The organism is Ruminococcus sp. J1101004sp1_RTP21198st1_B9_RTP21198_201120 (assembly GCF_040924245.1).
Lineage (GTDB): Bacteria > Bacillota > Clostridia > Lachnospirales > Lachnospiraceae > Blautia_A > Blautia_A faecis.
This window is the reverse complement of the sequence record NZ_JBCOMI010000015.1, coordinates 1-18,993: the sequence shown is the minus strand read 5'-3', so window position 1 is coordinate 18,993 and position 18,993 is coordinate 1. Positions and strand designations below refer to the sequence as shown.

The following is an 18,993-nucleotide window of genomic DNA, read 5'->3' as shown; positions in this document are numbered from 1 at the left end:
AAGGAGGAAACCCCCATGATCAACAAACTTATTGCCAATATTAAGAAAACCGGAGCCCCTATTGTAGTAGGACTTGACCCAATGCTGAATTATATTCCGAAGCAGATCCAGGAAGCAGCATTCAAGGAATTCGGAGAGACGCTGGAAGGTGCTGCAGAAGCAATCTGGCAGTACAATAAAGGAATTGTGGATGCCACATATGATCTGATTCCTGCTGTGAAGCCGCAGATCGCTATGTATGAACAGTTTGGAATTCCGGGACTTACGGCTTACAAGCGTACTGTAGACTATTGTAAGGAAAAAGACCTTGTAGTAATTGGAGATATTAAACGTGGTGATATCGGTTCCACATCTGCAGCTTATGCCGTTGGACATCTTGGAAAGGTTCAGGTAGGAAGCAAGACTTATGTTCCATTTAATGAGGATTTTGCAACTGTAAACCCATATCTTGGAACAGACGGAGTGAAGCCTTTCATGGATGTTTGTAAAGAAGAGAAAAAAGGAATTTTTGTTTTGGTTAAGACCTCTAATCCGTCCAGCGGTGAGTTCCAGGACAGAATAATTGAAAAACGTCCTCTCTATGAGTGGGTTGGTGAGAAAGTTGCCAAATGGGGAGATGAGCTTATGGGAGACGGTTATAGCTATGTAGGCGCAGTTGTAGGTGCTACCTATCCGGAAATGGGCAAAGTATTAAGAAAACTTATGCCAAAAACCTTTATTCTGGTACCGGGATATGGCGCACAGGGCGGTAAGGGTGCTGACCTTGTACATTTCTTTAACAAAGATGGTCTTGGCGCTATCGTAAACTCTTCCAGAGGAATTATTGCAGCTTACAAGCAGGAGAAATATGCAAAGTTTGGTAAAGCGAACTATGCAGATGCTTCCCGTCAGGCAGTGAAAGACATGATCCTTGATATCAGCACTGCACTTGAGAACCGCTAGGAGGAAGAAAATGGGTACAAAGGTAAAAGAAACCTGTACAGTCCTCAGCCAGGAATGTATTGGAAAAGACATTTACAGCATGTGGATTCAGACAAAGACCATTGCAGGGAATGCGAAGCCGGGACAGTTCGTTTCCGTTTATACACAGGATGGAAGCAAGCTGCTGCCACGCCCTATCAGTCTTTGTGAGATTGATAAAGAAAAAGGTGCACTTCGCCTTGTCTATCGTGTAACAGGTCCGAAAACAGGTACAGAAAGTTTTTCCAGACTGCATGCAGGTGCACAGCTTGAACTTCTTGGACCGCTTGGAAATGGATTTCCGCTGGAAGAGGCTGCTGGCCGGCAGGTATTCCTTATGGGTGGAGGAATCGGTGTTCCGCCTATGCTGGAGACCATGAAGCAGCTGGATGCTAAGAAGATCGCAGTTCTTGGCTATCGTGATGAGCTGTTTTTAAATGAGGAATTTGCAAAAAATGGTGAGGTATACATTGCAACAGAAGATGGCTCTGCTGGAACCCGGGGAAATGTAATGGATGCAATCCGGGAGAATGACCTGGAAGCAGACGTGATTTTTGCCTGTGGTCCTAAGCCTATGCTTCGCGCCATCAAGGCCTATGCACAGGAGAAGGGAATCCCCTGCTGGATTTCCATGGAGGAGCGTATGGCTTGTGGAATCGGTGCCTGCCTTGGCTGTGTATGCCAGTCCACAGAAGTAGATGCTCATTCTCATGTACACAATAAGCGCGTATGTAAAGACGGTCCGGTGTTCAGAAGTACGGAGGTGGAGTTATGAGCAAAATGAGTGTAAATCTTGCAGGAGTGACTCTGAAAAATCCAGTAATGACTGCATCTGGAACTTTTGGTTCCGGCGCAGAATACAGTGAATTTGTAGATCTGAATAATCTTGGTGCAGTCGTGACAAAAGGCGTGGCAAATGTGCCGTGGCCTGGAAATCCTACACCCCGTGTAGCAGAGACCACAGGAGGAATGCTGAATGCTATCGGTCTTCAGAATCCTGGAATCGATGTTTTCTGTGAGAGAGATATTCCATTCCTGAAGAAATTTGATACGAAGATCATTGTAAATGTATGCGGAAAGACCACAGAGGACTACTGTGAGGTTGTGGAACGTCTTGGAAATGAGCCTGTAGATATGCTGGAGATCAATGTATCCTGCCCGAACGTAAAGGAAGGCGGCATTGCCTTTGGACAGAATCCCAGGGCTCTGGAGGCCATTACAAGAGAAGTGAAAAAATACGCCAGACAGCCAGTGATTATGAAACTGAGTCCTAATGTAACAGATATTACGGAGATGGCAAGGGCCGCAGAAGCAGGCGGCGCAGATGTGGTTTCTCTTATTAACACCATTACCGGAATGAAGATTGATATTAACCGCAGAACATTTGCCCTGGCAAATAAAACAGGTGGTATGTCCGGTCCGGCTGTGAAACCTGTGGCAGTGCGTATGGTTTATCAGGTGGCAAATGCAGTGAAAATCCCAATCATCGGAATGGGTGGAATTGCAAGTGCTGAAGATGCCCTTGAATTCATTATGGCGGGTGCCACCGCAGTATCTGTAGGAACTGCAAATTTCATTAATCCATACACCACTCAGGAGGTTGTGGATGGTATGTCTGCATTCCTTGAAAGACAGAAAGTGGAAGATATTAATGAGCTGATCGGTTGTGTGAAATAGTTTACTGTTCATTGGTGATATTCCGCGAGGCGTTTTTTGTGAACGTAGTTCACAGAAAACCCGAGAAGTGTGGCGCGAAATCATGCGAATGCATGATTTCTGTGCATCGCGAAGCGTGTTATTGTGAACGGAGTGAACAGTAACACTGAAATAGGTTTTACTTCGCGGGTTAAAAGAGATTTTGACCACGCCCATATTTTGTGTTACTATAAAGAGAGCGTAAAGCGGTTACATTACTGATCACTAAGTGAACAATAATGTAACTGGGTTTTGCTTTGAAAACGGCATATGCAAGAGTTTTTTTCAAATATGCTTTAAGAAAGACCAATAACAGATACAGCCCATATACGAGGAGGATAAAAATGGAACAGTATAAACAGGAATTTATTGAGTTTATGATTGATTGCAATGTATTGAAATTTGGAGATTTCGTAACCAAATCCGGAAGAAAAACTCCATTTTTTGTAAACACAGGATTTTATCGTACAGGAGCTCAGTTAAGAAAATTAGGACAGTATTATGCAAAAGCAATTGAGAGCAAATTCGGTCTGGATTTTGATGTGCTTTTTGGACCTGCATACAAGGGAATTCCGCTGACTGTTGCAGCGACAATGGCAATCAGCGAGGAGTATGGCAAGGATATCCGCTATTGCTCCAATCGTAAAGAGGTAAAGGATCATGGGGATAAGGGAATTCTTCTTGGAAGCCCGATTGAGGACGGAGATAAGGTTGTGATTATCGAGGATGTTACGACAGCCGGAACTTCTATTCAGGAGACTCTGCCGATAATCAAAGCTCAGGGTGACGTTTCCCCAATCGGTCTTGTGGTTTCTGTAGACCGTATGGAGCGCGGACAGGGTACCAAGAGCGCTTTAAAGGAGATTGAGGAGAAATATGGCCTTAAGACAACTGCTATTGTAACTATGGCAGAGGTAGTAGAGCATCTTTACAACAAAGAGTATAAAGGGAAAGTCATCATTGATGACACATTAAAAGCTGCTATTGATGCATACTATGAGCAGTACGGCGCAGAATAAGAGAATTCTATGCAGCATTAAAAATTCTGAAAGTGTGCTGCGGCAACTGGCAGCATAATGGCAAAAGGAGGAAATGCTGATGAGTGAAAAGCTTTACAAAATCGTATCTGGCGTAGGTGCCGGAAGTATTGCACTTGGGATCATCACACTGGTGACAGGTGTGTCCACTGGTATTCTCATGATCGTGAATGGTGCCAGACTTCTGAAGGGCAAATCCGATATGATGATTTAAGGGGATTTTTTTGAAAAAGGAAACGAAGACTTTAATTCGCCGTATGGGAATCCTGCTGTTCGTCATCTATATAATCTTTCTTGTTTATTTTCTGTTCTTTTCAGAGGAATATGGCAGGGCGGCAGAGACGCAGCGGGTATACAGGTATAATCTGATTCCCTTTGTGGAAATCAGAAGGTTCTGGATATACCGGGAGCAGCTTGGCACATTTGCAGTATTTTCTAACATATTCGGAAATGTGATAGGCTTTCTGCCTTTCGGGTTTATCCTTCCTGTTATTTTCCGAAGAATGAACAGCGGTTTTCTCATCTGCGTATCAGGATTTATATTAAGTCTGACTGTGGAAGTGATCCAGCTGGTCACGAAGGTTGGCTGTTTCGATGTGGATGATATGATTTTGAACACCCTGGGGGCAACCTTGGGGTATGTTCTTTTTTTCATCTGTAATCATATTCGAAGGAAAGTTCTGGATGGCAGCCATGTATGAGCCATGCTTACCTAAGCGGATTTATGGATATTGCATGGCAGCAGCTGACTTTCATATTTTGACATGCTTGCGCAAGCAGACATGTCCATTTAGGAGAAAGTTCCATTATGGCAAGAAGATATAGATATTCATTTACAAAGAAAAAAGAAGCGAAAAAAGGGAAGCTGTCTGCCGGTCTGGCGGCAGCGTCCTTTTTGTTGTTTATAACGGCTGTTGTTCTTGCATATCTCTTGGATGACAGCTTTGGGTTTTTGGTAGGAGGAGTGGGCTTATTTGCCACCCTTCTTTCCGTATACGGATTTATTATGGGGCTGCTCAGCTTTTCTGAGGAAGGAAGAAGCCATAAAACCAGCATTATCGGTTCAATCAGCAATGGACTGATCCTGATTGTGTGGATCGGAGTGTACCTGACCGGATTGTAGAGCACGGCGTATGTATGACGGAAATCCGATTGAAAGCAATAACAATTGATCAGACAGGGAAGGGGAATATATATGGATGAACGTTTAAAAAAACAATTAGACTTTATTCTGGAAGCAGATAAAGTGAAAAATATTATGCGTCAGACCTATCTGGCGGATGGAAAACGTAAGGAAAACGATGCAGAACATTCCTGGCACCTGGCACTTATGGCAGTACTTTTGAAAGAATATGCACCAGAGGAAGTTGATCTTTCCAAAGTCATTCCTATGGTACTGATTCATGATCTGGTAGAGATTGATGCCGGAGATACCTATGCTTATGACGCTGTTGGGGGAGCTACCCAGCATACAAGAGAAGAAGCTGCTGCACAGCGCATTTACGGCATTCTTCCAGAAGACCAGGGAAAATGGCTTTATGATCTTTGGGAAGAGTTCGAAGCTTATGAAACACCAGAGGCCAAATATGCGCACATGCTGGACAACAGTCAGCCTCTTTTTCTCAACAATGCTACAGATGGAATCAGCTGGGTAGAGCATGGCGTGAAGAAAAGTCAGATTTACACACGAAACCGCCGTACTGGTGAGGGAGCACCAAAGATCTGGGAATATATGCAGGAATTGATCGACCAGCATGTAGAAAAAGGACATGTGATCGACGATATGTCCAAAAAAGAATAAGAAGTGTGCTGATCGCGGAAACAATTATTCAAACAGGCTCTGTCAGTGCCGTGACGGATAGCTTCGTATAAATAAAAAGGAAGAGTGAGGGAAACGAGTGGACGAATTACTGATGGAACGTTATGCTCTTGCAAAAGAAAGAGTATGTGAGATCAAAGAGGAGAAAGCAGTACAGATGCCATATCTGGACTTTTTCCAGAAAACAGCTGCTTTTCTTGAAAAAAATGTGGAAATAATGGATGGCGTTGTATTTTTGGGAGAAGCCAGGGAACCAAAGAAACTTGCAGATGCGGCTGATCTATCTATAGATGAATGGAAAGAACTGAATCGTGATCTGTATGCAGATATCCTTCCGGAAAATTATAAAAACAGCTACGGAAATCCGGTTTATGCCTGTGAAAAGCTTGGGGAATACGGAAGGGACTTTTCTTTCCTGTATGCAGAACTGCGTGGTATTGTGGTCTATGCCTTTGAAAAGAGGCTGTGGGACATAACTGTGCTTCTGGAGCTGTTTCTGGAAGTTTATGGCGCTTTTGCTCAGGAGGAGGTTCCTACAGAGGAAGAATTGAGGGGGATTTTAAATTCCTATGCAAATGATTACTGCCAGGATATGATAGAGTACCGCACCAGAGAGTGCGTGGACCCGGAGCTGGATTTTGCGGCAAAAATTATCATGCATTCTGATTTTTCAGACCTTCGTTACCTGTATCTGTTTGGAGAATACATTACAGAGAATGAACTTGGAGTGGCTGCATTTCTTAACGGTCTTTCCCAGGAAGAAATCGATTCCTGCGCAAGAACTTATACAGAGGGCTACCGTTTGGGATTTGTAAATGGACACAAAGACCTGAGCAAAAAGAAAACAGTCAATATCCGCTACAACCTTGGTTTTGAACGTATGGTAAAAGCGGCAATTCTTCAGTTTGAGGAGATGGGGCTGAAGCCAGTTATATATCGCTATCCGACCCATGCGGTAAACAGGCGTGGCTCTTATAGAATTGGCTATACAGGCGCTGTTGCAAACCCGCAGTTTGACTATGATCATCGACAGGACGGGGCACTTTTTTTGGATCAGGATTTTGTGCAGAAGCGCCTTCGTGCCCTGCAGACTTCCTATGAGAAATATAAGGAGCTGGCGTATGTTCACGCTGGTCCGGCCTGCATTGAGGTATTTGGGGAAGCTCCGTTTTCACCGGTGAGTGTAAAAGAGGCATGGCAGTTCAGTGATGTCCAGCAGAAGCTGGAAATTGAGATGCAAAATGAAGCTGGACAGATTACAAACCGCTACATAAAAGGTGATGAGAGAAGCTTTACCATTATTGCATATCCGGTTCCTGAGATCGGCGGTGATTATGAGGAGATTTTCCGCCAGATCGTGAAAATCAACACCCTGGATTACCAGCTTTATCAGAAAATCCAGCAGACCCTTATTGATACTCTGGATACTGCAGAATGGGTATCTGTAAAGGGAAAAGGAGCAAATGAAACAGATCTCAGGATACATCTGCACACTCTTACCGACCCGGCGAAGCAGTCCAATTTCGAGAATTGTGTAGCGGATGTAAATATTCCCGTTGGTGAAGTGTTTACTTCCCCGGTTCTTTCCGGAACAGACGGTCTTCTTCATGTAAGCCAGGTATATCTGGAAGGCCTTCAGTTCCGTGATCTGAAGCTTGAATTTAAAGATGGAAAAATTGCATCCTATTCCTGCGGAAATTTTGAAAATGAAGAAGAGAATAAAAAATATATTGAGGATAATATCCTGTTCCATCATCCAACACTTCCAATGGGTGAATTTGCAATCGGAACGAATACTACGGCTTATGTAGCTGCGAAGAAATACAACATTGCAGATAAGCTGCCTATTCTGATTGCAGAAAAAATGGGACCCCATTTTGCAGTAGGTGATACCTGTTACAGTTGGTCTGAGGATACTGCTATGTACAATCCGGATGGAAAAGAGATCATTGCAAGAGACAATGAAATCTCCATTTTGAGAAAAGAAGATATAAGCAAGGCGTACTTTGGCTGTCATACGGATATTACCATTCCTTATGATGAATTGGGAAGCATCTGTGTTCCTGGAAAGAATGGGGAGAAAATTTCGATTATTGAGGATGGCAGATTTGTGCTGGCCGGAACGGAAGAACTGAATAAACCTTTTGAGGAATAAAGAAAAATTTAAAATCTAACAGCAAAATTAATTAGCCCTACAAAATTTTTCTTTGCCTCAATCGTATTGACAGAAAATGTTATTCTTAGTAGAATTTACGCGAATGGTAGTTCTAAATATAACTAAAAGAGGAGAATATTATGCCAAAAGTAGGAATTGTAATGGGCAGTGATTCAGATATGCCGGTAATGAGCAAGGCAGCAGACATTCTGGAGAAACTTGGGATTGATTACGAAATGCGTATCATCTCCGCACACAGAGAGCCGGACGTGTTCTTTGATTATGCGAAGACAGCTGAGGAAAAAGGATTTAAGGTCATCATTGCAGGTGCCGGTATGGCAGCACATTTACCAGGAATGTGCGCAGCGATTTTCCCGATGCCTGTTATCGGAATTCCTATGCACACTACATCACTTGGGGGAAGAGATTCCCTGTATTCCATTGTACAGATGCCATCTGGTATTCCGGTAGCAACTGTTGCAATAAACGGAGGGGCAAATGCCGGTCTTCTTGCAGCGAAGATTCTTGCAACATCCGATCCGGAGCTTCTTGCACGTCTGAAAGCCTACAGCCAGGAGCTGAAGGAGCAGGTCGAAGCCAAGGATGCGAAATTACAGGAAGTGGGACATAAGGCTTATACAAAATAGAGTTATACAGCAGGGACAGAATAACCCTTTCTGCTGATGCAGGTGAAGAATCCTGCGAGGCAGGATCTTTTTATGAAAACCATAATAAACACCATAATAGAAACCATAAAATTCTGGGAGGAAAAAGGCATGGATTACAAGAACGCGGGCGTTGATATTGAGGCAGGATACAAATCAGTAGAATTAATGAAACAGCATATTGCAAAGACTATGAGACCAGAGGTACTTGGAGGAATCGGCGGATTCTCAGGTGCTTTTTCCATGAACAGCTTCAAGGATATGGAAGAGCCTACACTGGTTTCCGGAACTGACGGAGTTGGAACCAAGCTGAAACTGGCATTTATTATGGATAAACATGACACTGTTGGAATCGACTGTGTGGCAATGTGTGTAAACGATATTGCATGTGCAGGCGGAGAACCTCTTTTCTTCCTGGACTACATTGCCTGTGGAAAGAACTATCCAGAGAAGATTGCTGAGATCGTAAAAGGTGTTGCAGAAGGCTGCAGCCAGTCAAGCGCAGCCCTCATCGGCGGCGAAACTGCTGAGATGCCAGGATTTTATCCGGTAGACGAGTATGACCTGGCTGGATTTGCAGTTGGTGTTGTTGATAAAAAAGACCTGATTACAGGAGAGGATTTAAATACCGGAGATGTGCTGATCGGAATGGCTTCCTCAGGCGTACACAGCAATGGTTTCTCTCTTGTCCGCAAAGTGTTTGAGATGACAAAAGAGTCTCTGGACACATATTATGATGAACTTGGAACTACCCTTGGTGAGGCCCTGATCGCACCAACCAAGATTTATGTAAAAGCTCTTAAGAGCATTAAGGATGCAGGGGTTAAGATCCACGCATGCAGCCATATCACAGGCGGCGGTTTCTATGAGAATGTACCTCGTATGCTGAAAGAGGGCACAAGAGCCGTGATCGAGAAAGATAGTTATCCGGTACTTCCGATCTTTAAGCTTCTTGCAAAGACCGGAGACATTGAAGAAAAGATGATGTACAACACCTACAACATGGGACTTGGTATGGTTCTGGCAGTTGATCCGGCTGATGTAGATAAGACTATGGAAGCAATCAAGGTAGCAGGTGAGACACCGTACGTAGTAGGACGTATTGAAGCAGGAGAAAAGGGAGTGACATTATGCTAAAGGTTGCTGTCCTGGTATCAGGAGGCGGTACCAATCTCCAGGCAATCCTGGATGCCATTGATTCCGGCAGGATCACCAATGCGGAAGTTTCCCTTGTGATCAGCAATAATCCAAATGCTTACGCACTGGAAAGAGCGAAGAACCATGGTATAGAGGCTGTCTGTATTTCCCCTAAAGAATTTGAAAACCGTGAAGAATTTCATAAGGCACTGTTAAAGAAATTGCAGGAAAGCGGTGCAGAACTGATTGTTCTTGCTGGCTATCTGGTTGCAATTCCACCTATGATCGTGGAGGCATTTCCAAATAAGATTATCAACATCCACCCATCCCTGATCCCATCCTTTTGCGGTGTAGGATACTATGGACTTCATGTTCATGAAGCTGCCTTAAAAAGAGGAGTGAAGGTAACAGGTGCTACTGTTCATTTCGTGGATACAGGTACAGATACCGGCCCTATTATTTTGCAGAAAGCAGTAAAAATCGAGCCGGATGATACCCCACAGTCTCTTCAGAGAAGTGTAATGGAAAAGGCAGAGTGGAAGATCCTTCCGAAAGCAATTAATCTCATTGCCAATGGAAAGATTTCGGTAGAAGATCATATTGTGACTATCAGCGATTAAGGAGGAGATTATGAAAGTACTGATCGTAGGAAGCGGCGGAAGAGAGCATGCAATCGCATGGAGTGTATCCAGAAGCCCTAAGGCAGATAAGATTTACTGTGCACCGGGAAATGCAGGAATTGCAGAGTATGCAGAGTGCGTGAACATTGGTGCTATGGAATTTGAAAAACTTGCTGATTTTGCTCAGGAAAATCAGATAGACCTTACCATCATCGGTATGGATGATCCGTTGGTAGGCGGTATAGTAGACGAGTTTGAATCCCGCGGTTTACGGGTATTCGGACCTCGTAAAAATGCAGCAATCCTGGAAGGCTCCAAGGCATTTTCCAAGGATCTGATGAAGAAATACAACATTCCGACAGCCGCATACGAGAATTTTGATGACCCGGAAAAGGCACTGGTTTATCTTCGCACCGAAGCAAAATTCCCTATTGTCCTGAAAGCAGACGGACTTGCTCTTGGAAAAGGTGTTCTGATCTGTCAGAATCTTCAGGAAGCAGAAGCTGGTGTGAAAGAGATCATGGAAGATAAGAAGTTTGGAAGCGCCGGAAATACCATGGTTATTGAGGAGTTTATGACTGGTCGTGAAGTTTCCGTTCTTTCTTTTGTAGATGGAAAAACAATTAAAACCATGACCTCCGCACAGGATCATAAGCGTGCAAAGGACGGTGACCAGGGCTTAAATACAGGCGGAATGGGAACCTTTTCTCCCAGTCCTTTCTACACAAAAGAGGTGGATGAGTTCTGTAAGAAATATGTATATCAGCCAACTGTGGATGCAATGGCCGCTGAGGGAAGAGAATTTAAAGGAATCATTTTCTTTGGTCTGATGCTGACAGCAGATGGTCCGAAGGTACTGGAATACAATGCCCGTTTCGGAGATCCGGAAGCACAGGTTGTTCTTCCGCGTATGAAGAACGACATTGTAGAAGTTATGGAAGCCTGCATTGATGGAACTCTGGATCAGATCGATCTTCAGTTTGAGGACAATGCCGCTGTTTGTGTAGTTCTCGCAAGTGACGGATATCCGGTGAAATATGAGAAAGAAATCCCGATGTATGGATTTGAGAATTTCAAGGATAAAGAGGGATATTACTGTTTCCATGCCGGAACCAAGTTTAAGGATGGACAGATCGTTACAAATGGTGGACGTGTTGTAGGAATCACAGCCACAGGCAGCAATCTGAAAGAGGCCAGAAAAAATGCCTATGCGGCAACAGAGTGGATCACTTTCGCAAATAAATATATGCGCCATGATATTGGAAAAGCAATTGACGAAGCATAATTAAGTGGTATAAAATAGGCAGGAGACAAGAGTGTTTCCTGTCTGTTTTTGGGTTATGGAAGTCCTGACAGGATGAAAATACAAAAGTCAAAGAATTCTGTGTTGCAGAATTTGTTTAGCAAAAGCATTAGGAGGAACCATTATGTACAATGTGAAGAAAGTAAACGAAGATTTATACTGGATCGGTGCAAGTGACAGAAGACTTGCCCTTTTTGAAAATATTTACCCGATTCCAAGAGGAGTTTCCTACAACTCTTATGTGATCCTGGATGAGCAGACCGTGCTTCTGGATACAGTTGACAAGTCTGTGAGCGGACAGTTTTTTGAAAATCTGGAGCATGTTCTTGGAAACAGACCTTTGGATTATATGATCGTAAACCATATGGAACCAGATCATTGTGCAATTGTGGAAGAGGTGGTAAGAAGATTCCCGGAAGTGAAGGTTGTGGGAAATGCCAAGACCTTTAACATGATGAAACAGTTCTTTACCTTTGACGTGGATGCCCATGCAGTTGTGATCAAAGAGGGAGATACCATTAGTACAGGTAAACATACCCTTGCGTTTGCCATGATCCCCATGGTTCACTGGCCGGAGGCAATGGTTACATACGATGCATATGACAAAGTGCTTTTTAGCGCAGATGCTTTTGGTACTTTTGGAGCGCTGAATGGAAATGTGTTTGCAGATGAAGTAAACTTTAAAGAAGAGTGGCTGGATGACGCCAGAAGATATCTGGTAAATATTGTTGGAAAATATGGCGGACCGGTTCAGAGTGCCCTGAAAAAGGCTCTTACACTTGATATCGCCATGATCTGCCCACTTCATGGTCCTATCTGGAGAGAGGATCTTGGATGGTTTATTGACAAATATCAGAAATGGAGCACTTATACACCTGAAGACCATAATGTTGTGGTTATGTATGCTTCCATTTATGGAAATACAGAGAATGCAGCTGATGTTCTGGCAGGCAGACTGGCAGATGCAGGGGAGAAGAATGTGAAGGTTTATGATGTTTCTGTAACAGATCCTTCCTATCTGGTAGCGGAAGCATTCCGCTGTGACAGAATCGTATTTGCCTGCCCGACTTATAATGCAGGACTTTTCCCGAAGATGGAAACCCTGCTTCATGAACTTGCTGCCCACAATCTGCAGAAGAGAAAAGTGGCAGTTCTGGAAAACGGTACCTGGGCTTCTACTGCAGGTAAGCAGATGAAGGAGATCCTTTCTGGTATGAAAGATATGGAAATCTATGAAGAGATGGTAACGGTAAAGTCTGCCCTAAAAGAAGACCAGCTGGCACAGCTTGATAAGATTGTAGAATTTATGACAAAATAAGAGGAAGTTTGTCGGATCAGTGGATGACAGGAGGAACAGAACATCAGTTTTTCCTATCTTTGAATGGAATGCGGTAAAATTGCATAAAAACACTGACGGTTAGACTTTACTTTTTTGCAATTTTGTTATAAAATAAAACCTATATTAGGTTTTTGTCGATATGTTTTGAAATCTGCCAGACAGGACAAGGTTCATAGAATTTTCGTATACGACAGCAGGAAACCAGGACTGAGAGGATAATGACATGGGAATCACTGAACAGGAAGCAATTAAGGAATTACAGACAAGAGACGAAATCTTTGTAGCGTATTCACAGGCTACGAAGCTTCCATATGTAATTTGCGATCAGGAAAGCTTTAATGATCAGGTGTGGGTATTTGCCACAGAAGAAGAGATTAAAGCATTTGGCAAGAAGAAATTAGAGGATAAGATTCTTCTTATGGGAATGAAATATGAGAAGAAAGACTACCCAAGATTCTACGGCACACTTTATGCAATCGGTGTAAACAGTGTAGTATGGGTTGATGGAGAGAATCAGATTGAGGTTGAGCTTACCAGAATTGCCAGACAGGCAGACTTCAGCCAGCTTGAGCCGAAGAAGCAGCCACTTTTTAATTCCACTCTTCAGCTTTCGGGTATCTATTTTATGCAGGAACTCCGTCGCCCGATTAAGAAAGAGGAGCGCACTGTAAACCTTCGTGAAATGGAAGAAGAGCTGATCGTGAATCTTAAGAAATCCGAATTCCTGGTAGCTATGGCTACTGATCCGGAAGACCCGACCAAGGTTAACATTCCATATCTTAAGAACAAACAGGGCGATATTCTTCAGCCGGCTTTTACAGATGTTATGGAATTTGATAAATTTGCAAGAGGCAAGAAGCTTCGGGCAGCCAAGGTTCCATTTGCCAAACTGCCAGGTCTTATCATCAATCAGGCGAAGGCATTTGTGATCAACCCGATGGGATTCAATCTGATCCTTGACAGAGTACAGCTTGGAAAGATTCTGGGTGTTGAGATCCCTCCGGCTGCAGTACCGGCTGAGAGTGCGCCTGCTGAGGCAGCGGCACAGGAGACTAAGGCATCAGAGGGTGAAGTAAAGGCAGAAGAAGCACCGGCAGCTGAGACACCGGTTCAGTAGGAATAGGGAGCGCTGCAGCTTTACAGATGGCTTATATTTAAACGAAGTGTTTATTACGAAAGACAGGAAGAGACCGGGGCAGTATGACTCCGGTCCCTTTGTTTTATAATATTCACTATTTTTTACAGGGAGGGATAAAATGGTAATTGAGATAGATTTCCAGAGTGACGAGGCACTTTATACCCAGCTGATGAATCAGATCATTATGGGAATTGCCACATCCCGGCTGCAGGAAGGAGATCCCCTTCCATCTGTCAGACAGCTTGCGGATACCATTGGAATTAATATGCATACAGTAAACAAGGCCTATTCCTTGTTACGCCAGGAAGGATTTGTCTCCATTGACAGAAGAAAAGGTGCAGTAATCTGCCTGGATGTGGATAAGTTAAGGGCTATGGAGGAACTGAAGCAGAATTTGCGTGTTGCGCTGGCAAGGGGCTGCTGCAATAATGTGACCAGGGAAGAAGTGCATAGTCTTATAGATGAGATTTTGGATGAATATGAGAAATAAAAGCGAGATTGTTCGAGAAATCAACTTGTTTGTACACTAGCGTAAGGAGGAACAATTGATCAATGCGAAATAAATTTACGAAACAGGCTCAGACAGCTCTGACTCTGGCAAAGGCAGCTGCCATTGACTTTGAACTGGGCTATATTGGTACAGAACATCTTTTGCTGGGCCTTTTAAGTGAGACAGAAGGTACTGCCGGAAGAGTCCTGGAGGAATTTCAGGTAGATGGCAAGAAGCTGGTGGAACTGATCGATAAGCTGGTGACTCCGGCAGAAGTTGGAAATGTAACTGAGATTGAAATGAAGCCGGCATACAGTCCGAGAACAGAGAAGGTTCTGGAGAGTGCTGTGGCGGAGGCACAGAATTCTGGCTGTGAGAAGGCCGGAACGGAGCATTTGCTCCTTGCCATGCTCCGCGAGACGGACTGTGTTGGAACCAGGCTTTTATATACGATGGGAGTGAATATCCAGAAGCTTTATGCAGCAGTCCTTGGAGCCATGGGCTATGATAATGAGTCTATTCAGGAAGAGTTCCAGGCTGCCAAGGCAATGCAAAATCCCGGAGGCAGCCCGACACCGGCACTTGACCAGTACAGCCGTGATCTGACCCAGATGGCAGCAGAGGGCAAACTGGATCCTGTTGTGGGAAGAGAAAAGGAAATCAGCAGACTGATCCAGATCCTAAGCCGCAGAACCAAGAACAATCCATGTCTGGTAGGCGAACCTGGGGTAGGTAAGACTGCCATTGCCGAGGGGCTTGCCCAGAGGATTCTTGCAGGTAGTGTTCCGGAGACGATTAAAGACAAGCGCCTGGTAGTGTTGGATCTGTCTGGAATGGTGGCTGGAAGCAAGTACAGAGGTGAATTTGAGGAGCGTATCCGCAAGGTCGTGGATGAAGTACGTGAGAATCAGGGTATTCTTTTGTTTATTGATGAGCTTCATACAATTATTGGAGCTGGCGGAGCAGAAGGAGCCCTTGACGCCTCCAATATTCTGAAGCCATCTCTTTCCCGCGGGGAATTGCAGATCATAGGCGCGACCACTCTGGAAGAGTATCGCAAATATATAGAGAAGGATGCCGCTCTGGAGCGACGCTTCCAGCCTGTTACCGTGGAAGAGCCTTCTGAAGAGGAGGCTTACGAGATCCTGAAGGGACTTCGCCCATACTATGAAAGACATCATAAAGTAGAAATATCAGATGAAGCTTTGGAAGCAGCAGTTAAAATGTCAGTACGTTATATTAACGACAGATTTCTTCCGGATAAAGCAATCGACCTGATTGATGAAGCTGCTTCTAAGGTACAGCTTTCCGGATATCAGGCTTCTTCCGAGATTGAGGATTTAAGCCGTGAGATTCAGGAAATCCTTCAGGAGAAAGAGCGTGCCATCAAAACTGGTTATTTAAGTCTTGCCAAAGAATGTCAGGAGAAACAGAAGGAAGCAGAAGCCAGACTTGAGCAGCTTCAAGTAAAAGAAGAAAAGAAGAATCAGAGAAAATCCGGAAAAGTGGACGAAAAAGCTGTAGCTTCCATTGTATCCGACTGGACCAAAATTCCGGTACAAAGACTGACGGAAGGAGAGACCAGACGTCTTGCTCAATTGGAAAAGGAACTTCACAAACGTGTGATTGGTCAGGAGGAAGCAGTGCATGCTGTTTCTCAGGCTGTAAAACGTGGCCGTGTGGGATTGAAGGATCCGAACCGTCCAATCGGTTCTTTCCTGTTTCTTGGACCTACAGGCGTTGGGAAAACAGAACTTTCCAAGGCGTTGGCTCAGGCTGTGTTTGGCAGTGAACAGGCTATGATTCGTGTGGATATGTCTGAATATATGGAGAAACACAGTGTTTCCAAGCTGATCGGTTCTCCGCCAGGCTATGTGGGATATGATGAGGGCGGACAGCTCAGCGAAAAAGTACGCAGAAATCCATATAGTGTCATTCTTTTTGATGAAATCGAGAAAGCACATCCGGATGTGTTTAACATTTTGCTTCAGGTGCTGGATGACGGCCATATTACAGATGCCCACGGAAGAAAAGTGGATTTTAAACAGACGATCATTATCATGACTTCCAATGCGGGCGCCCAGGCAATCGTAGAACCGAAGCAGCTTGGGTTTATTTCCCAGAAAGATGAGAAAAAGGATTATGAAAAAATGAAATCCGGCGTTATGGAAGAAGTGCGTCGTCTTTTCAAACCGGAATTCCTGAATCGAATTGACGAGATTATGGTATTCCACACCCTGAATAAGGAGGAAATCCGTAAGATTGTACTCCTGCTCCTGAAATCACTGGAAAAACGTTGTGAGGAACAGATGGATATTCATCTGAATGTGACGAATTCTGCAGTAGATTATATTGCAGAAGCCGGATTTGATGCTAAATACGGTGCAAGACCTCTTCGCCGGGCCATTCAGTCCAAGATAGAAGACCGGCTGGCAAATGAGCTCCTGGAGGGCAAGATCAAGCGGGGAGACATCGTGCAGGTACAGTATAGAAATAAAGAAATTCGTTTTATTGTGAAGTAAGATCAGGTTTGAAAAGTAACCAGTAATCTTCTAAAATTACTATAAATTTTATGTAAGGTACTGGCAAAGAAAAAAGTTTTATTATATAATATGTACAACATCGGGGAACCGGTGAAAAGGATCTGGCGAGGAGAAATCCGCTGGAGAACATAACGAAAGAGTCTTAGGGAGGACAAGCATCATGGCAGTAGTAAAGGAACTGATCCGTACAGAGGAAAATGGTACCATCAGCTTTGGAGATTATGAGAAAAACCAGAAATCAAAGGTTTCAGACTATCCCCATCAGGGAGATATGTATAAAGTAAAAACATTCAAGGAGATCACCAAGCTGGAACGCAATGGTATGTTTGTATATGAGTCCGTACCAGGTACCGCTGTGTTTGATCTTGCGCAGGACGGAAGTCAGATGAGTTTTCGTGTAGAAGGACCGGAGGATGCACAGATCACGGTTGAACTTGAGGCAGAAGCTCAGTATGAAGTATATCTTGACGGAGCAAGCACAGGCAAAATGGAGACCAACCTTGGCGGAAAGCTTTCTTTCAGCGTAGAGCTTGGAAATGGCTCAGCTGTTGATGTAAAAATTGTAAAATGTTAAAAAACAAAAAAATGGTATATTTTTGCCAGGAGTGCGGTTACGAATCCTCGAAATGGATGGGACAGTGCCCTGGCTGTAAGGCCTGGAATTCTTTTGCGGAAGAACCTGTATCCACAGGGAAAAAAGCATCAGGAGGCGGTAAGTCCGTTTCCAGGCAGCAGTCTGAACCGGTGATTCTGAAGGAAATCAGTCTGAAAGAGGATGAACGTCAGACAACGAAAATAGGGGAACTTGACAGAGTACTCGGGGGCGGCATTGTCCCCGGGTCTTTGATTCTTGTGGGGGGAGATCCGGGTATCGGAAAATCTACCCTTCTTTTACAGGTGTGCCGGAATCTGGCTGAGAATGGAAATTCTGTCCTCTATATTTCCGGTGAGGAGTCTTTGCGTCAGATCAAACTTCGTGCTAACCGTATCGGTACTTTCAACGAAAACCTTCAGCTTTTATGTGAGACCAATCTGGATACTGTACGAGAAGTAATGGAACGAAAGAAACCAGATGTAGCTATTGTGGACTCTATTCAGACTATGTTTGATGAGGAGATTGGTTCTGCACCGGGGAGTGTTTCCCAGGTAAGAGAGTCTACGAATGTACTGATGCAGATTGCAAAAGGTCTTGGAATAACGATTTTCATTGTTGGTCATGTGACCAAGGAGGGCAATGTGGCAGGTCCGAGAGTGCTGGAACATATGGTTGACACAGTGCTTTATTTTGAGGGAGACAGACATGCTTCTTATCGGATTCTGCGTGCGGTGAAGAATCGATTTGGTTCTACCAATGAAATTGGCGTTTTTGAAATGCAGGGGACTGGTCTTGAAGAGGTTTCCAACCCTTCGGAGTATCTTTTAGAGGGACGCCCTGAGAACGCGTCAGGGTGTGTTGTGGCATGTTCTATGGAGGGGACACGCCCGATCCTTGTGGAAATTCAGGCATTGGTTTGTGAGAGTAATTTTGGTATTCCAAGAAGGACTGCTGTGGGAACGGATTTTAACAGGGTCAATCTTCTCATGGCTGTATTGGAGAAGAAAGTTGGGCTTCATCTTGCTTCTTCTGACGCCTATGTAAATATTGCCGGAGGGATGAAGATGACAGAACCGGCGATTGATCTTGGAATCTGCCTGGCAATTGCATCCAGCATGAAGGATATTGTAATTCCAGATAAATTGATGGCTTTTGGTGAAATTGGACTTAGTGGAGAAGTACGTGCCGTAAGTATGGCAGGGCAGAGAGTGCAGGAGGCGAAAAAGCTGGGATTTGACACCGTGATCCTGCCTGAGGTATGCAGAAATTCAGTGGAAAAAGCAGATGGGGTTAATCTGGTCTATGTGAGACAGATTCAGGATGCCATCCGGTATATTATGAGTAAATAGGTTTCATGTTTGCGTTTGTGAAAATAGATAGAGAAATAATACTTGAAAAAGTAAGCAATGATAACCTGTACAAAAAATATGAATTTTTTTGTAAAAAGTGCTTGACGATTCTTTGCGGCAGTGGTATAGTAAACAAGCTGTCGTAAGG

General features: G+C 44.1%; 19 protein-coding genes. All 19 read left to right on the top strand.

Annotated features, from left to right (window positions below):
- The first annotated feature begins 15 nt into the window (after positions 1–15).
- The 19 genes from pyrF to radA all read left to right on the top strand — a co-directional run bounded on the left by pyrF (position 16) and on the right by radA (position 18,845).
- Positions 16–942, top strand: coding sequence for an orotidine-5'-phosphate decarboxylase (gene pyrF / locus AB5618_RS11585; protein WP_148462746.1), 927 nt, complete (start codon positions 16–18; stop codon positions 940–942).
- A 10-nt stretch (positions 943–952) separates the two neighbouring features.
- The gene (locus tag AB5618_RS11580; protein ID WP_148462745.1) at positions 953–1,735 is read left to right on the top strand and encodes a dihydroorotate dehydrogenase electron transfer subunit; all 783 of its coding nucleotides are present in this window, start codon (positions 953–955) and stop codon (positions 1,733–1,735) included.
- Positions 1,732–2,637 (top strand): dihydroorotate dehydrogenase, encoded by a 906-nt coding sequence (locus tag AB5618_RS11575; RefSeq protein ID WP_173735193.1) that lies wholly within the window; start codon positions 1,732–1,734, stop codon positions 2,635–2,637. Before AB5618_RS11580 ends, AB5618_RS11575 begins: the two co-directional genes overlap by 4 nt.
- A gap of 362 nt (positions 2,638–2,999) precedes the next feature.
- Positions 3,000–3,674, top strand: a complete 675-nt coding sequence (pyrE, locus tag AB5618_RS11570; RefSeq protein WP_118579037.1) for an orotate phosphoribosyltransferase — start codon at positions 3,000–3,002, stop codon at positions 3,672–3,674.
- Positions 3,675–3,753: 79 nt separating this feature from the next.
- A complete protein-coding gene (locus AB5618_RS11565) occupies positions 3,754–3,906 on the top strand; it encodes a hypothetical protein (protein ID WP_173717277.1) in 153 nt (50 codons plus the stop codon).
- A 10-nt stretch (positions 3,907–3,916) separates the two neighbouring features.
- Positions 3,917–4,393 (top strand): VanZ family protein, encoded by a 477-nt coding sequence (locus tag AB5618_RS11560; protein ID WP_233456030.1) that lies wholly within the window; start codon positions 3,917–3,919, stop codon positions 4,391–4,393.
- Between the two features lie 107 nt (positions 4,394–4,500).
- The gene (locus AB5618_RS11555; protein ID WP_148462743.1) at positions 4,501–4,815 is read left to right on the top strand and encodes a DUF6142 family protein; all 315 of its coding nucleotides are present in this window, start codon (positions 4,501–4,503) and stop codon (positions 4,813–4,815) included.
- 72 nt (positions 4,816–4,887) lie between these two features.
- Positions 4,888–5,493 carry an HD domain-containing protein gene (locus tag AB5618_RS11550; protein WP_118579031.1) on the top strand — a complete coding sequence of 202 codons (606 nt, stop codon included), beginning with the start codon at positions 4,888–4,890 and terminating at the stop codon, positions 5,491–5,493.
- 97 nt (positions 5,494–5,590) lie between these two features.
- Positions 5,591–7,666 carry an aminopeptidase gene (locus AB5618_RS11545; RefSeq protein ID WP_368366768.1) on the top strand — a complete coding sequence of 692 codons (2,076 nt, stop codon included), beginning with the start codon at positions 5,591–5,593 and terminating at the stop codon, positions 7,664–7,666.
- Between the two features lie 140 nt (positions 7,667–7,806).
- Positions 7,807–8,313 carry a 5-(carboxyamino)imidazole ribonucleotide mutase gene (purE, locus tag AB5618_RS11540; RefSeq protein ID WP_118579028.1) on the top strand — a complete coding sequence of 169 codons (507 nt, stop codon included), beginning with the start codon at positions 7,807–7,809 and terminating at the stop codon, positions 8,311–8,313.
- Between the two features lie 129 nt (positions 8,314–8,442).
- Entirely contained in the window at positions 8,443–9,468 is a 1,026-nt protein-coding gene (gene purM, locus AB5618_RS11535) for a phosphoribosylformylglycinamidine cyclo-ligase (RefSeq protein WP_368366767.1), read from the top strand.
- Positions 9,462–10,088, top strand: a complete 627-nt coding sequence (purN, locus tag AB5618_RS11530; protein ID WP_148462742.1) for a phosphoribosylglycinamide formyltransferase — start codon at positions 9,462–9,464, stop codon at positions 10,086–10,088. The genes purM and purN overlap by 7 nt, the downstream gene beginning before the upstream one ends.
- Positions 10,089–10,098: 10 nt before the next feature.
- The gene (gene purD / locus AB5618_RS11525; RefSeq protein WP_148462741.1) at positions 10,099–11,373 is read left to right on the top strand and encodes a phosphoribosylamine--glycine ligase; all 1,275 of its coding nucleotides are present in this window, start codon (positions 10,099–10,101) and stop codon (positions 11,371–11,373) included.
- Between the two features lie 142 nt (positions 11,374–11,515).
- On the top strand, positions 11,516–12,709 hold the full coding sequence (locus AB5618_RS11520; RefSeq protein ID WP_368366766.1) for an FprA family A-type flavoprotein: 1,194 nt from the start codon (positions 11,516–11,518) through the stop codon (positions 12,707–12,709).
- Positions 12,710–12,953: 244 nt separating this feature from the next.
- Positions 12,954–13,847, top strand: coding sequence for an SseB family protein (locus AB5618_RS11515; protein WP_173717280.1), 894 nt, complete (start codon positions 12,954–12,956; stop codon positions 13,845–13,847).
- A 139-nt stretch (positions 13,848–13,986) separates the two neighbouring features.
- Positions 13,987–14,358 (top strand): GntR family transcriptional regulator, encoded by a 372-nt coding sequence (locus AB5618_RS11510; protein WP_118579020.1) that lies wholly within the window; start codon positions 13,987–13,989, stop codon positions 14,356–14,358.
- Positions 14,359–14,420: 62 nt separating this feature from the next.
- Positions 14,421–16,880, top strand: a complete 2,460-nt coding sequence (locus AB5618_RS11505) for an ATP-dependent Clp protease ATP-binding subunit (protein WP_173717281.1) — start codon at positions 14,421–14,423, stop codon at positions 16,878–16,880.
- Positions 16,881–17,061: 181 nt separating this feature from the next.
- Positions 17,062–17,475, top strand: a complete 414-nt coding sequence (locus AB5618_RS11500; RefSeq protein WP_148462737.1) for an endosialidase — start codon at positions 17,062–17,064, stop codon at positions 17,473–17,475.
- Positions 17,469–18,845: a DNA repair protein RadA gene (gene radA / locus AB5618_RS11495; protein ID WP_173770452.1), complete on the top strand. Its 1,377-nt coding sequence runs from the start codon at positions 17,469–17,471 to the stop codon at positions 18,843–18,845. Before AB5618_RS11500 ends, radA begins: the two co-directional genes overlap by 7 nt.
- Positions 18,846–18,993: the final 148 nt, after the last annotated feature.